Source organism: Amycolatopsis vastitatis (assembly GCF_002234595.1).
GTDB lineage: Bacteria > Actinomycetota > Actinomycetes > Mycobacteriales > Pseudonocardiaceae > Amycolatopsis > Amycolatopsis vastitatis.
This window is the reverse complement of the sequence record NZ_NMUL01000060.1, coordinates 25,632-39,115: the sequence shown is the minus strand read 5'-3', so window position 1 is coordinate 39,115 and position 13,484 is coordinate 25,632. Positions and strand designations below refer to the sequence as shown.

Here is a 13,484-nt window from a genome sequence, read left to right as displayed (position 1 = left end):
GCCCGCTCGGCTGAAGATTACCGCCTCCGGCGACTCCTCCTTGGATGTGCGACGCCGTCGCGAGCGACTCACACTGGCACGAAACCTTCGCCTCAGACGATCCATGAGAACTCCACCCATCTTAACCCCAGACTGTACCAGTACAGCCGGGTCCAATCGCATCTGATGCGAACACGCGCCGCGCTGCACGCGGCGGTAAAGCGGCATTCGTGGAGCCCGCAGAAGAGGCGTTGACACGGCCTTCGGGATCCGAGTGTAGTGCAGGTCGGGACGGCGAAGTGCAACGCCGCGCCGCGATCGCGCCATGCAGTGCGACCAGCTAGGATCGCATCAGATGCGAGATCATCGCACTGAATGCGACCAGGTGGAGGCGGGTTTCGTGGGGCTGGACGATCGGTTGGCGGGCTCGGCCGGCCTGCACCTGGCCACGGGAGTGCCGCTTCTCCATCCGGAGGAGCAGGTGTTCGCGGCGATGCTGGACGGCTGGCGTAACCAGTTACTGGCCCGGAACCTGGCGCGTTCGACAGTCGAGAGCGGGCTGCGGGTGGTGCGGCAGTTCGGCGATCGCTGCGGCACCTACCCGTGGCTGTGGACCCCGCAGCTGGCTGACGAATGGTTCGCGGACCTTCGCGCGGTCCGGCACCTGTCACTGTCCACAGTGCGCAACTACCAGGGAGCACTACGTGGATTCGGCGCCTTCATCACCGACCTGGCCTACGGGTGGGCCGTCGAGTGCGAGCGCCGGTTCGGCACGCATCCGGTGCAGGTGATCAACGAGGTCAACGCCGCGGTGCACGTCGCTGACTCGGAGGCGGACGCAAGCAAGCGCGCGTTCAGCCGCGCGGAGCTGCAGGCGCTGTTCGACTACGCCGACGACGAAGTCGACCGCAAGCGAGCGTCGGGACGCAAGGGCTGGCTTACGGCGTTCCGGGACGCGACGTGTTTCAAGGCCGCTTGCGGCTTCGGGCTGCGGCGCAACGAGACGCGGATGCTCGACGTCGTCGACTTCGGACGGAACCCGCACGGTCCGGAGTTCGGTGAGTACGGAGTGCTCGACGTCCGGCACGGCAAGGCGAAGAAGGGCTCGCCGCCGAAGCGGCGTAGCGTGCTCTGCGTCTGGGAATGGGTCGCCGAGGTCGTCGAGCAGTGGTCGACCGAGGTGCGGCCGCTACTCGGCGTGGACGGCAACCCGGCGCTCTGGCCCTCGGAGCGAGGCCTGCGGATCGGGAACAAGCAGCTCAACCGGCAGCTAGCGACCTACCGCGACGCGCTCGGCCTGGACCCCGCGCTGGACTTCCACTCGCTGCGCCGCGCCTACGTCACCCACCTGATCGAGGACGGCTGGGACCCGCGGTTCGTGCAGGAACAGGTCGGTCATGACCACGCGAGCACGACCTCGATCTACACGTGCGTGTCCTCGGACTTCCGCACACGAACGCTGCGGCGGGTGCTCGATGGGACGATCACCCGAGCTTTGGCCTGGGAGTGAGGAGAGGCGATGACGGTGAAGAAGCGGTCGGTCAGCTACAGCTGGCGGTTGCGCGAGATCATGGCCGAGCACGGCATGTACCAGACCACCGAGCTGGTGGAGCCGCTGCACGAGCGCGGCATCTACCTGTCGGTCTCGCAGGTGCATCGGCTGGTGACCGGCACGCCGGAGCGGTTGTCGCTGCAGGTTCTGGCGGCGTTGTGCGACATCTTCGCCACCACCCCGTCAGAGCTGATCGTCACTGGCGCGGAGAACGCCGGGATCCGCAAGACCGGCACCACCGATCATCCTGCGCCGGCCGACGTCGCTGAGCTGCGGCCCCGGCGCGCCCGGATCACCAGCACCGAATGAGCCGTTCTGGCGAGTTCTGCGCCCGCTGCGAACGACCGGTCTGCACCGACGGGCAGAAGACGAAGCTGCGTGATCCGCGGCTGCGGATCCGGATCCGCTGGCCCGAGGGCCCAATCTGCGTGAAGTGCTACGACGACGCCGTGCACACGCGAGGACTGTGCGACGGCTGTGACACCGACCGGCTGCTGCCCGGAATCGGCACGGCAGGCACGCGGCTGTGCACCGAGTGCGCGGGCGGTCTCGGCGACTTCACCTGCCGCCGATGCGGCCAGGAAGGACCGCGCTACCGCGTCGGCGAGTGCGCGCAATGCGTCCTGTCCGAGCGGCTCGCGGCCTGTTTGGACGATGGAACCGGCGCGATCCCAGCTGCCCTGATGCCGTTCTATGAGTCGTTCCGAGCGATGCCCCGCCCTCGCGGCGGCCTGCTGTGGCTGGCCAAACCGCACATTCCGCCACTCCTGTGCGCCCTCGCCGGCGGCGAGGTCCCGCTCACCCACGCCGGGCTGAGCACGCTGCAGCCCTGGCGAGCGGTGATCCACCTGCGCGACCTCCTCGTCGAAGCTGAGGTTCTGCCGCCTGTCGACCGATTTCTGTTCCTGCTCGAGCAATGGCTTCCCGGCTGGCTGGCCTCGATCGAAGACCCGCAGCAACGCGGACTGCTCGAGCGCTTCGCGACCTGGCACCTCCTACGCCTGCTGCGCAACACCTCGGCGAAACAGCCCATCAACTCCGGACGCGCAAACCTGGCCCGGCACGTCCTGCGGACCTCCGCGCAATTCCTGACCCACCTCGCCGAGCACAACCGGCACCTCCGTGACTGCAGCCAAGCCGACATCGACCGCTGGTTCGCCACCGACCTTCGCCGCGCCGAACACTCCCGCGGGTTCCTACATTGGTGTGTCAACCAGCGCGAACTGACCCGCCTGCGGCTCCCGCCCGTCGTGAAGAAGACCGGAGCCCGGCTCAGCCAGCCCCTGCGCCTGGCGTTCATCCGGCGGGTGCTCACCGACGTGTCTATCCCGCTGGCTGACCGGGTGCTCGCGCTGCTGATCCTGCTCTACGCACAACCGCTGGTGAAGATCGCGCAGCTCACCGTCGACCACGTTCTGCGCGAACAGGATGAGGTCCTGTTGCGGCTCGGTGACCCACCGATCCCCGTGCCACAACCCTTTGCCGACGTGCTGCTGGACTACGTCGACCACCGCCCGAACATGCTCTCCGCCACCAACCCGAACAGTCGCTTCCTGTTCCCCGGGCGCCGCGCCGGGCAGCCGATGCACACCACGTCTCTGCGCCTGAGGCTCCGCAACCTCGGGCTCCCCAGCCTCGACGCTCGCACCGCCACGATCCGCCAGCTGCTGCTCGAAGCCCCCGCCGCAGTCGTCGCTGGCATGCTCGGCTACCACATCGGCACCGCCGAAACCCTCGCCATCCAAGCCGGTTCCACCTGGAGCCGCTACGCCGCGGGCGAGCACCAACGACTACCACAACCACAAGGACCGCGATGACATACTCCGGGAGTCAGCCGAGGTAGAAGTCCTTGCGGGCGGTGACGAACTCCTCGACCGTCTGGGGCCGCTTGCCGGTGATGCGCTCGACGTCGAGGGTCGCCCGGTCGTAGCGGTTCGCGCGGTGTAGCTGGGCCATGGTCGCGATGTGCTCTTCGGTGTGCCGTGGCAGGCCCGCGTTCGCGAGTACCTCTGTGCGCCACCATTGCAGGGGGACGTCCACATAGGTCACCGTACGGCCGAGCGCCTTGGAGAATTCTTGGGCTACGCCGGTCATATCGAGCGCTCGCGGTCCGGTCAGCTCGTACACCTTTCCGGGGTGCTCGCCGGGGTCGCGCAGGATGGTCATGACCACCTGGGCGACGTCGTGGGCGGCGATTGGCGAGGTGCGTCCGGTCCCGAACGGCAGTGCCAGCGTGTTGTTCTCGCGGATCGAGCGGGCGGCAAGCGTGGTGAACAGCGGGTTGTCGAGGAACGTGGTCGGGCGTACGTGCACCACGGGCAGGCCCGACCAATCCAGCACCTGCTCGGCCAGCCAGTGCAGTCGCTGCTGGTGGGATTCGGCGGTGCTGGTGGCGGTCATCTGCGACACCGTCATCTGCGACATGTCCACCAGCACGTCGAGTTCGGCGTGTGCCTTAGCGACCGTGGCCAGGATTGTCGCGGCCAGCAGGTGGTCCGGGGACACGCTGAGCCCGAAGTACACCCGGCGGACGCCGTCGAGCGCGGCCGCCACGGTGTCGGGCCGGGTCAGGTCCCCGGTGACGACCTCGGCGCCCAGTGCCCGCACCTCGGCCGCGCGGTCGTCCTCGCGGCGGACCAGGACGCGGACCGGCATGTTCTGCGCACGCAGCCGCTCGGTGACCAGGCGGCCCACGCCGCCCGCGCCGGTGACGAGAATGAGGTCGTGATCAGTCATTGGTAGTTCCTTCCAGTGAGTCAGCGTCGGCCAGGACCTGGCGCTTTTGTGCGGGTGTGGCGCTCAGGGCGGCGGGCCCCGGGGACGCCTCCCTCATCGGAGGAAGAAGTTGAGGAGTGCCTCGGTGCGCTTGTTGAAGGGGGCGCGGAGCAGGCGGGTGGCGTTCCAGCGTCCTTGTACGTGGATGCCCTTGGGGTGGCTGAGGGTGCGGAAGCCTTCGATGCCGTGGTATTTGCCGATTCCGCTGGCGCCGACGCCGCCGAAGGGGAGGTCGTCCTGGGCGACGTGCATGATGGTGCCGTTGATGGTGACGTTGCCGGAGGTCGTGCGGTCGAGGACCGTGCGCCGCTCGGGGCCGTCGTCGCCGAAGTAGTAGAGCGCGAGCGGCCGCGGCCGGGCGTTGACGTAGTTGATGGCGTCGTCGATGTCGCGGTAGGAGAAGATCGGCAGGATGGGGCCGAAGATCTCTTCGTAGGCGATGCGCATGTCGTCGGTGACGCCGAGCACGACGGTCGGGGCGAGGGTGTGCGGACGGCGGGCCGCGTCGCCAGGACGGTGCCCCACCTCGATGATCTGCGCCCCGTGGGCGCGGGCGTCGTCGATCAGGCCGGTGAGGATCTTGTACTGCTTGTCGTCGACGATCGAGGTGTAGTCCTCGCCGGCCGGGCCGTCGGGGTAGGCGGCCTTGACCTGTCTGTCGTAGCGGGCGATGAAGGTGTCGATCTCGGCTTCGTGGACCAGGGCGTAGTCGGGGGCGATGCAGGTCTGGCCGCCGGACAGGAGTTTGCCGAAGACGATGTCGGACACGGTCCGGTCCGTCACGCGTCCCTTGGCGACGATGGCCGGGGACTTGCCGCCGAGTTCGAGGGTGACGGGGACGAGGTTGTCGGCCGCGGCCTTCATCACGGCGCGGCCGACCTCGGTGCTGCCGGTGAAGACCAGGTGGTCGAACGGCAGGGAGGAGAACGCGGAGCCGTCGCCGCTGACCATCGTGACCTGCTCCGGCGGGAAGAGTTCGCCGAGCATCGACGCGATGACCGCGTTCGTCGCCGGGGTCAGTTTCGAGGGTTTCAGCATGACGCGGTTGCCGGCGGCGATGGCGGTGACGACGGGCAGCAATGACAGGTTGACGGGGTAGTTCCACGGCGAGATGACGCCGACCACGCCCAGTGGCTGGTATTCGATGTGGTTGCTGCCGAAACGCAGGAGCAGGTCGATGTGGCGGCGGGCCGGGCGCATGAACCGGCGGAGGTTGCGGTGCAGGTAGTCGATGCCCTGCACGACGCCCAGGATCTCCAGGAACGCGGTCTCGTGTCGGGAGCGGTGTCCGAAGTCGGTGTCGATCGCCGTCTCGATGGCGCTGCGCCGGGCGATCAGTGCGGCCTTGAACCTGCGCAGGTCGTTGCGCCGCGCCGCCAGGGAAGGCACTCCTTCGCGCAGGTAGGCGGCGCGCTGGGCTTGGAGGATGTGACCGAAGCGCTCCGCGTCGGTGGATTGCGTGACTTCTCTGGTGGTCATGACGGTGTTCCTCAGCTGTGAGCGGGGGCAGCGGGCTTGTTCTGTGCGCGGCGGGCCATCCAGCCGATGACCCGGACCATGTGCCGGCGGGTGAGGAGCCTGCCGAGGAGGGTGAGCGAGCGGCTGTTGGTGACCACCGACGGCGGCGCCGACCGGCGGTCGAGGGTGTCGAGGGCGATGGTGACGACCTGTTCGGGGGTGGCGCGTTTGGTGCCGAGGTCGGCGGTTTGGCCGGCGGCGTCGAAGAACTCGGTCTGCATGGCGCCGGGGTTCACGGCCAGGACGCGCAGGTTGGTGCCGCGGGTTTCTTCCCACAGGCCTTCGGTGAAGCTGAGGACGAAGGCCTTGGTGGCGGCGTAGACGCTCATGTAGGGGATGGGCTGGAAGCCGAGCAGGCTGGCGACGTTGATCAGGATGCCGGTGTCGGCGGTGGTCAGCGGGTCGATGTAGGCGCGGCTGAGGTCGACCAGGGCGCTGATGTTGAGCGCGATCATGTTCTGCAGGCGGTCGGGGTCTTCGTTGGTGAAGGCGTCGTGGGTACCGAAGCCGGCGTTGTTGACCAGCCCGGTGGCGTGGATGCCGCGGGATTCGAGTTCGGCGCGCAGGGTGCGGCCGGCGTCGGGCGCACCGAGGTCGCGGGCGATGGTGGTGACGGTGACGCCGTGGGCGCGGGTGAGTTCGGCGGCCAGGCTCTCCAGCCGGTCGGCGCGGCGGGCGACCAGCACGAGGTTCGCGCCGCGGCGGGCCAGCTGGCGGGCGAATTCGGCGCCGAGGCCGGAGCTGGCGCCGGTGACGATGACGGTCTGGTGGTGGTAGTCGATTTTGCTCATGCATTCACTCTACGCACGATCTTGCACTGAGTGCAAGAGCTTGCATGATGTGATGTGTCGTACCATGGGTGCATGGCTTCGAAACCGACACCTCTTCGGGAGCAGACCCGCTCGGTGGTCCGCTCCCTGCTGGCCCGGACCGCGATCGAACTGTTCGCCGCGAAGGGCTACGACAACACGACCCTCGACGAGGTCGCCGCCGCGGCGGGCGTCTCCCGGCGGACCCTGTTCAACTACTTCCGCAGCAAGGAAGACCTCGCCCTGAGCAGCCTGGCCGAGCAGGGTGACCTGATCGCCGCGCGCCTTGCCGAGCGCCCGGCCGGCGAGGACCCGTGGACGGCGCTGCGCGCGGCGTTCGGGGTCCTCGATGAAATCGAGATGAGCCCCGAAGGGCGCCTGGAGTTCATCACGCTGCTGTTCGGCAACGACTCCCTGCGCGCCGGCCACGCCGAGAAACAGGCTCGCTGGCAAGACCTGTTCGCCCCGCTGATCGAGCCGCGCCTGCCCGATACCGACCGCCGCATTCTGGAAGCCCGCTCGATCGCCGCAGCGGCGATCGTCTGCCTGCAGGTCGCCAACGAGGAATGGGTCCGCCTGCGCGGACAGGCCGACATGCTCGACCTCTACGACACGGCCGTACAGGCCATCCGCCGCCCCACCTGAAACCGGTCGCCTCCCGCTTCATCACACTCGCTGGCGTGGGATCACGCCCGAGCCCAGCCGGACCGAACGATCCAGCGCCGCCAACCGCGCAGCCCGAGGTCAACGCTGTGCGGGCAGCCGCAGCGGCCGGTAGCCATCGGCATCGATGCTTGGCCAGCTCACCGTCGATGTCCACCGAGTGGGTCCGTAGAAGTTGACGTTGGCGTGGTGGCTGGGCCAGATGTGCGCCAGCAGGTCATCCTCGACGGGGCCGGCCGGCCCGGCGCAGCGCGGTGGGCTCGTCTGGTGTCGCCGGACTGGAGTACTAGCCAGCAGAATCCAGCGCCCGCGCCAACTTCCGCATCGACGAACACGCGCCCATCAAATACGCGTCGTTACCAGTACACGTACAGAGCGCTCGCGATGAAGGGACCGAGCGCCCCGGCGATGTTCGGGCGTAGGACCGGGTCGCTACGAACGGTCCAGTGTGCTCAGCAATCTCCGAAACATCTTCGCGATGTTCGAGCATGGGATCGGCGGGGACTCCCTCGGCCCCCGCCGGAGGCCTTCGCGCTGGCGCGGCACTGGGTTCACCGTGTCTCCGAGATCATGTCGCGCGTTTCGTTGTGGTCAGGGACGGCCGGTCGGCGCGTCATGAGCCGAGGGAGATGTCGCGGCGATCCAGGAGCTGAGGATGCGGAACTTCTCGTGGGTGGGCGAGCCCGGTTCGGCGGACCAGACGATGAGCTGCTGGTCGGGGTCGCCGGCCCACTGGAAGCCGTCCCAGTCGACGGTGAGGTCGCCGAGCTCGGGGTGGCGGACAGTCTTGGTGCCGAACTCCTGGCGGGCCACGTCGCGGGCGGCCCACCAGCGACGGAACTGCGGGTGGGAGACCGACAGCTCTCCGACGAGGGTGGCGAGCCGCGGGTCGGCGGGGTTCTCGACGGCCTGCATGCGCAGGAGCGCGACGCCGGTGCGGGCCATGCTCTCCCAGTCCTCGTAGTAGTCCTTCATCCGGGGGTCGGTGAACATCATCCGGATGTAGCTGCGCTCGTGCGGGGCCATCTTGTCGACGTCGATCAGCAGCGCCGCGGCCAGCGGGTTCCAGGCGAGGATGTCGAGGTACTTGCCGACCACGAACGCCGGGGTGTCGATCAGCTGGTCGAGGAGCCGTTGGAGCTGGGGTCGCACCGGGTTCGAGCGGCGTCGCGGAGGCGTGCGCCGATCGGCCTGCTGTGCGAGGCCCTCGACGTAGGTGCGCTGGTCCGCGGTGAGGCGCAGGGTGTGGGCGATGGCCTCGAGGGCGGGCTCGGAGGGCGCGAGCCGCCCCTGTTCGATCCGGGTGTAGTAGTCGTGACTGATCGCGACGCTGGCGGCGACCTCCTCCCGCCGCAGGCCGGCGACACGGCGCGTCCCGGGATCTCCTTGGGGCAGCCCCAGATCGGCGGGGGTGAGCTCACTGCCGCATACGCCAGGGCAAAGCTGCTGGCCACGATCTGCGGTTACGAATTCGCCGACCGGTGGCGCGACCAAGGCGTCACCGTGAATGCCGTGCACCCGGGGATCGTGAGCACGGGCATCGTCGACGACATCACGCCCGTCGTGCTCGCGCCGTTCCGGTCGCTGATCCACCGGCGGCTGCTGACTCCCGAGCAGGGCGCATCGGCGGCGCTGCGCCTGGCCACCGATCCGAGCCTCACCGTGGTGACCGGCCGCTACTACGTGCGCGACCAGGAGGCGCGCTCGCCCGAGGTTTCCTACGATCCCGCGACTCGCGCCGCAGCCTGGCGGCTCAGCCTCGACTGGGTCACGCCGGAATGATCTTCCGCGGAGACACCGTTCCTCCCGCCACTCTCGACCTGCTCGACGATCTGGGCTTGGGCGAGCGCTTCGCGGTGCCACACTCCAGGGGCACCGAGGTGCTCCTGCCGGACGCGCGCGACGGGTTGCTGTGCCTCGGCGACGCCGCCCACGCGATGTCGCCGGTGGGCGGCGGGAGCGGAAGCGCCGTGCGCTGCGCCGGGTGGAGGCCCGAAGTTGCGGTGGTCAGTGGGTGGGGAGGTCGATCTCGGTGTGGCGTTCGGTGAGTGTTCGAGCGAGGTCGGCGAGCTTGACGTTGAGGTCTTGGGAGGTACGCCGCAGGATGTCGAAGGCCGCGTCCGCGGAGACGCCTCGCCGCGCCATGATGATGCCTTTGGCTTGGCCGATCACGTCGCGGCTGTCGATGGCCTTGTGCAGGTGCGCGGCCTGCAGTTCCGCGCGTGTGACAGCGTCGGTGGCGGCCAGAGCGAGAGAAGCGTGGGTCGCGAGCAGCAGCAAGGCGTCGCGGTCGGCGGCGTCCAGTCCGTGGCGGGAGCGGGAGTACACGTTGAGGGCGCCCCTGGACGCGCCGCTGGGTGGTCCGCTGATGAGGGCAGTGGAGAGGACGGAACCCATTCCGAGTTGCGCGGCGGCCGGCGCCCAGCGGGGCCAGCGCGGTTCGGCCGCGAGGTCCGGGGCGATCGCCACGGCCGGGCCGCCGGGCTCGGCCGCTTCGACGCAGGGGCCCTCTCGGAACCGGTACTGCAGCCGGTCGAGTTCGATGGCCACCTCGTCGGTTTCGGCGGGGGTGTGGAAGTGACCGCCGGCGTCGAGCAGGGTGAAGCTGGCGAGGTCGGCGGCCGGAACCATCACCGTCGTCGCCTCGAGCACACGCTGCAGGACGTCTTCGACGGTGGGAGCGGTCAGCAAGGTGCGCGTCAGCTGGGCGAACTGCCGGGCCAGAGGCCCGGCGGCAAGCCGGTCGGTCACGAAGGCATCTTTGTTGCGTTGCCAGTCCTGGTCACTGCTCATGCCGTTCTCCCTGGGTGGCAGCGGAAGACGGCTGCTCTCTCAACCATCGCGACGACCAACGTAACTCTCCAAGCCATGGGATCGCCAGGAGCACGTCGCATGGGTTTCGCGTTCGTGTTTCGGCGGCCGGTGCCGGGGTACAGGGAACGTAGATTCGGACCTCTCGTACGGGTTCCTTTCGGATCGAGACCCTGCCGGCTCTAAACCCAGGGTCGGCAGGGCCGTCTTCGCCGGACGAGGCAAGGCGGAGACTGCCAGGCCGACCTCAGTGCAGGCGTGCCACCAGCGAAAGCCAGGCTTCGGCGTCGGCGCGGTCGGCGTGGATGGGCAGGACGCGGTCGAGTTGGAGCAGTGTGATCGGGCGGATCACCGCGCGCTGCGTGGCTGCCCCACATGCGCGCCCAGGGCAGTGGCCGCGTGGTCAACGTCGCCTCGGTACTCGGTCTGATCCCCGCCCCCTTCATGGCCGTCTACGCCGCCACCAAGCACGCGGTCGAGGGCTACGCCGAGTCCGTCGACCACGAGCTTCGCGAGCACGGCGTCCGGATGCTGCTCGTCGAGCCGGCCTACACAAGCACCAGTTTCGAAGCGAGCAGCCAGGCACCCGACTCGCCCCTGCCGATCTACACCGCACAGAGGGAGATCGCCCGAGACGTACTGGCCACGGCCGTGCGCAACGCCGACGACCCGGCCGTTGTCGCGAAGGTGATCGTCGCGGCCGCCACCGACGCCAAGCCCAAGCTCCGCTACACCGCCGGCTCGATGGCCGCACGCGTCAGCGCCCTGCGCAGGATCGTGCCCTCGCGCGCCTTCGACAAACAAATCCGCAAGCTCAGCCGACTGGTCGGCTGACCCCCGCAGTACACCCCTGCGCATGCCTGTGAACTCCACCGCGCCGCCCGGCGTGCGACGCCTTCCAGGCCGGCAAGGCCCGGTCTGATCCTCGCGATCCTGGCGACGGCGAGCTTCATCGCCGTACTGGATCTGTACATCACGAACGCCGGGCTCTCCTACATCGGCCGCGGTGTCCACGAGTCCTCGCTGTCGAACCTGAGCTGGGTGCTCAGCGCGTACGCGATGACCTACGCCGCTTACTTGCTACTTGGTCCGGGCTTGCCGGACCGCGACGCCGCGAAGGCGGCTTGGAGCTTGAACTCATGACACAGGTGCCCGAGCGACCGCCCTTTGGCGAGGACTCCCCGGCCAGGGGGTCCCAGGCGACCGACCGCGTCCGTCATCGGACGGTTCAGGCAGGCGGGCTGGTGGTTCCGATCCTTGAGGCCGGCAGCGGGCGCTCGTTGTGTGCCTCCACGGATTTCCCGACCATGCCGCCAGCTGGGCAGGGATCCTCGACTGCCTTGCGCAGGACGGGTATTGGGCGGTCGCGCCCGCACAGCGCGGATACTGGCCCGGCGGCGCGGCACCCGACGGCTCCCCATCCGGCCGGGCACCGAACAGCGGATGTCTTACCAAGCTTTAGCTTTCCAAGACATCTCACGTGTGCCATGAGGGACCCCCGTCCCGGTGGCTCTACCGGGACGGGGGATCCCGTGACGTGCACGAACTCAGACGCACGGGAGGAGCCTGATGGGTTATGGCTGGGTGAGGTGGTGTTGGTAGGCGTAGCGGACGGCTTGGGCGCGGTCGGCGGCGCCGATTTTGGCGTAGATGTGGTTGATGTGGGTTTTGATGGTTGTTTCGCTGACGAAGAGTTGTTGGGCGATTTCGGAGTTGGAGTGTCCGGCGGCGAGTTGGGTGAGGACTTCGGTTTCGCGGGTGGTGAGCCCGTCTGGTGGTGTTGACGGTGGCGTGTCTGGGTGGGCTGGGGGGTGCGCGGTTGCGGCGAGCAGGCGGGCGTGGATGGTGGGGTCGAGGACGGCTTGTCCGGCGGCGGCGGTGCGGATGGCTTGGGCGATGTGGTCGCGGCCGGCGTCTTTGGTGAGGTAGCCCAGTGCACCGGCGCGCAGGGCGTCGAGGATGGAGGTGTCGTCGCTGTAGGTGGTGAGCACGACAATTTTTGTGGCGGGGTGGTGGTCATGGATGCGTCGGGTGGCTTCGATGCCGTCGACGCCGGGCATGCGCAGGTCCATGAGCACCACGTCGGGGGCGTGTTGTTCGACGAGGGTGAGGGCGTGGTCGCCGTCGGCGGCGGCGCCGACGACGGCGATGTCGGGGAGGAGGTCGAGCAGGGTGACGAGACCCTCGCGGACGGCGGCTTGGTCGTCGGCGACGACGACGCGCAGCGTCGGGTTGTCAGGGGTGGTCATGTTGGTAGCCACAACTGCAGGCTCCAGTTGGTTGCGTCTTGTCCTGCGATGAGTGTGCCCCCGAGCAGGGTGGCGCGCTCGGCCAGCCCGGGTAGCCCGTAGCTGCCGCCGGTAGCGCCGAGTGTGCTCCCGTCGGTGGTGGTGCTGGTGGGGTTGATGATGGTGACTGCGACGTTGTCGTGGTGGTAGTGCACGTGCAGGGTCACCGGCTGGCCGGGGGCGTGTTTGCGCGCGTTGCTGAGGCCTTCCTGCGCAGTGCGGTAGATAGTGAGGGCGGCGTTCACCGGTAGCGGGCGGGGCTCGCCGAAGATGGTGAGTGTGGCGGGTGTGGCGGCGTCGTTGTAATGGTCGGCGACCAACGCGGAGAGTTGGTCGCCAAGAGGTGGGGCGTCGTTGCGTAGCGCGCCGATGGCGCGGCGGGTTTCGGTGAGACCGTCCACGGCCAGGTGTCGGGCGCGTTGGACGTGGTGTCGGGCTCGTGGTGTGTCGGTGTCGGCCTCGAGGAGTGCGTCGGCGGCGTCGAGTTGCACGGCCACTGCGCCAAGGGAGTGCGCGAGCACGTCGTGGATATCGCGGGCGATGCGGGTGCGTTCGTCCAGTGCGGCGGCCCGGGTGTCGGCGTCGGCGGCGATGCGGGTTTGGGTGAGTAGTTGCTCGGCCTGGACGAGGCGTTGTTTGTACTGCCGGCGGTTGAATCCCGCGAGGGTGATCGCCACGAATCCGCCGGAGTAGCCGGCGAAGGCCACCCACTGGTGGTTGATCGTCGCGGTGCCGACGGCCGCGACGAGGACGCCGGCGGCGGTCAGGGTCGTGGCCAGTGCGGGTGTCAGCTCTACGGCTGCGGTGAACGCTCCCACACCGGCCAGGGCCAGCGCCGGGGGCATGGGGGCGATGCTCATGAGCAGGCCACCTGCGGTGACCAGCGCCCCGCTGGGGGCGGTCGTGGTGAGGGTGCGGTGCTGATTGTCGAGATATACGGTGACGGTCCTGACCAGCCAGCCCAGGCATGCGACCACGACGCAGATCAGCACGGCCAGTGCCTGACCGTGAAGACCCAATCCCGGCGTGCGGGCGTTGATGCCGTAGACGATGCCGCCGAGTCCGGCCAGGTTTGCACCCAGCCGCACC

At 68.7% G+C, this 13,484-nt stretch carries 13 protein-coding genes; 6 read left to right on the top strand and 7 right to left on the bottom strand.

The genetic code is table 11. From position 1 onward, the window contains the following. The first annotated feature begins 379 nt into the window (after window positions 1-379). The 3 genes from CF165_RS42365 to CF165_RS42355 are packed head-to-tail and all read left to right on the top strand — an operon-like array spanning window position 380 to window position 3,348. Window positions 380-1,489, top strand: a complete 1,110-nt coding sequence (locus tag CF165_RS42365; RefSeq protein WP_240522058.1) for a tyrosine-type recombinase/integrase — start codon at window positions 380-382, stop codon at window positions 1,487-1,489. 9 nt (window positions 1,490-1,498) lie between these two features. Next, window positions 1,499-1,840, top strand: coding sequence for a helix-turn-helix domain-containing protein (locus tag CF165_RS42360; RefSeq protein ID WP_093953228.1), 342 nt, complete (start codon window positions 1,499-1,501; stop codon window positions 1,838-1,840). After that, window positions 1,837-3,348 (top strand): hypothetical protein, encoded by a 1,512-nt coding sequence (locus CF165_RS42355; RefSeq protein WP_093953227.1) that lies wholly within the window; start codon window positions 1,837-1,839, stop codon window positions 3,346-3,348. The genes CF165_RS42360 and CF165_RS42355 overlap by 4 nt, the downstream gene beginning before the upstream one ends. A 13-nt stretch (window positions 3,349-3,361) precedes the next feature. Here the strand turns inward: CF165_RS42355 and CF165_RS42350 are convergent, their stop codons facing one another. The 3 genes from CF165_RS42350 to CF165_RS42340 all read right to left on the bottom strand — a co-directional run bounded on the left by CF165_RS42350 (window position 3,362) and on the right by CF165_RS42340 (window position 6,615). After that, a complete protein-coding gene (locus CF165_RS42350) occupies window positions 3,362-4,267 on the bottom strand; it encodes an NmrA family NAD(P)-binding protein (protein ID WP_093953226.1) in 906 nt (301 codons plus the stop codon). A 93-nt stretch (window positions 4,268-4,360) separates the two neighbouring features. After that, window positions 4,361-5,785, bottom strand: a complete 1,425-nt coding sequence (locus tag CF165_RS42345; RefSeq protein WP_093953225.1) for a coniferyl aldehyde dehydrogenase — start codon at window positions 5,783-5,785, stop codon at window positions 4,361-4,363. 11 nt (window positions 5,786-5,796) lie between these two features. Beyond that, the gene (locus tag CF165_RS42340) at window positions 5,797-6,615 is read right to left on the bottom strand and encodes an SDR family NAD(P)-dependent oxidoreductase (protein WP_093953224.1); all 819 of its coding nucleotides are present in this window, start codon (window positions 6,613-6,615) and stop codon (window positions 5,797-5,799) included. 72 nt (window positions 6,616-6,687) lie between these two features. On the opposite strand from CF165_RS42340, the gene CF165_RS42335 reads away from it, so the two are divergent. After that, on the top strand, window positions 6,688-7,278 hold the full coding sequence (locus CF165_RS42335; RefSeq protein ID WP_093953223.1) for a TetR/AcrR family transcriptional regulator: 591 nt from the start codon (window positions 6,688-6,690) through the stop codon (window positions 7,276-7,278). Window positions 7,279-7,887: 609 nt separating this feature from the next. On the opposite strand, the gene CF165_RS42330 is transcribed toward CF165_RS42335, so the two are convergent. Further along, entirely contained in the window at window positions 7,888-8,814 is a 927-nt protein-coding gene (locus tag CF165_RS42330; RefSeq protein WP_240522057.1) for a helix-turn-helix domain-containing protein, read from the bottom strand. On the opposite strand from CF165_RS42330, the gene CF165_RS50705 reads away from it, so the two are divergent. After that, the gene (locus CF165_RS50705) at window positions 8,698-9,078 is read left to right on the top strand and encodes an SDR family oxidoreductase (protein WP_240522063.1); all 381 of its coding nucleotides are present in this window, start codon (window positions 8,698-8,700) and stop codon (window positions 9,076-9,078) included. The two genes, CF165_RS42330 and CF165_RS50705, sit on opposite strands and share 117 nt — an antisense overlap. Before the next feature lie 225 nt (window positions 9,079-9,303). Here the strand turns inward: CF165_RS50705 and CF165_RS42315 are convergent, their stop codons facing one another. Beyond that, window positions 9,304-10,089, bottom strand: coding sequence for a GAF and ANTAR domain-containing protein (locus CF165_RS42315; RefSeq protein WP_093953220.1), 786 nt, complete (start codon window positions 10,087-10,089; stop codon window positions 9,304-9,306). 417 nt (window positions 10,090-10,506) lie between these two features. Between CF165_RS42315 and CF165_RS42305 the strand changes: the two genes are divergently transcribed. Continuing rightward, complete coding sequence (locus CF165_RS42305; protein ID WP_240522056.1) at window positions 10,507-10,941, top strand: SDR family NAD(P)-dependent oxidoreductase; 435 nt, start codon at window positions 10,507-10,509, stop codon at window positions 10,939-10,941. A 740-nt stretch (window positions 10,942-11,681) separates the two neighbouring features. Here the strand turns inward: CF165_RS42305 and CF165_RS42295 are convergent. Together CF165_RS42295 and CF165_RS42290 are read right to left on the bottom strand one after the other, a co-directional pair. Further along, on the bottom strand, window positions 11,682-12,356 hold the full coding sequence (locus CF165_RS42295; RefSeq protein ID WP_205661142.1) for a response regulator transcription factor: 675 nt from the start codon (window positions 12,354-12,356) through the stop codon (window positions 11,682-11,684). Further along, the gene (locus CF165_RS42290) at window positions 12,353-13,483 is read right to left on the bottom strand and encodes a sensor histidine kinase (protein ID WP_093953218.1); all 1,131 of its coding nucleotides are present in this window, start codon (window positions 13,481-13,483) and stop codon (window positions 12,353-12,355) included. Before CF165_RS42290 ends, CF165_RS42295 begins: the two co-directional genes overlap by 4 nt. Between the last annotated feature and the right edge of the window lies 1 nt (window position 13,484).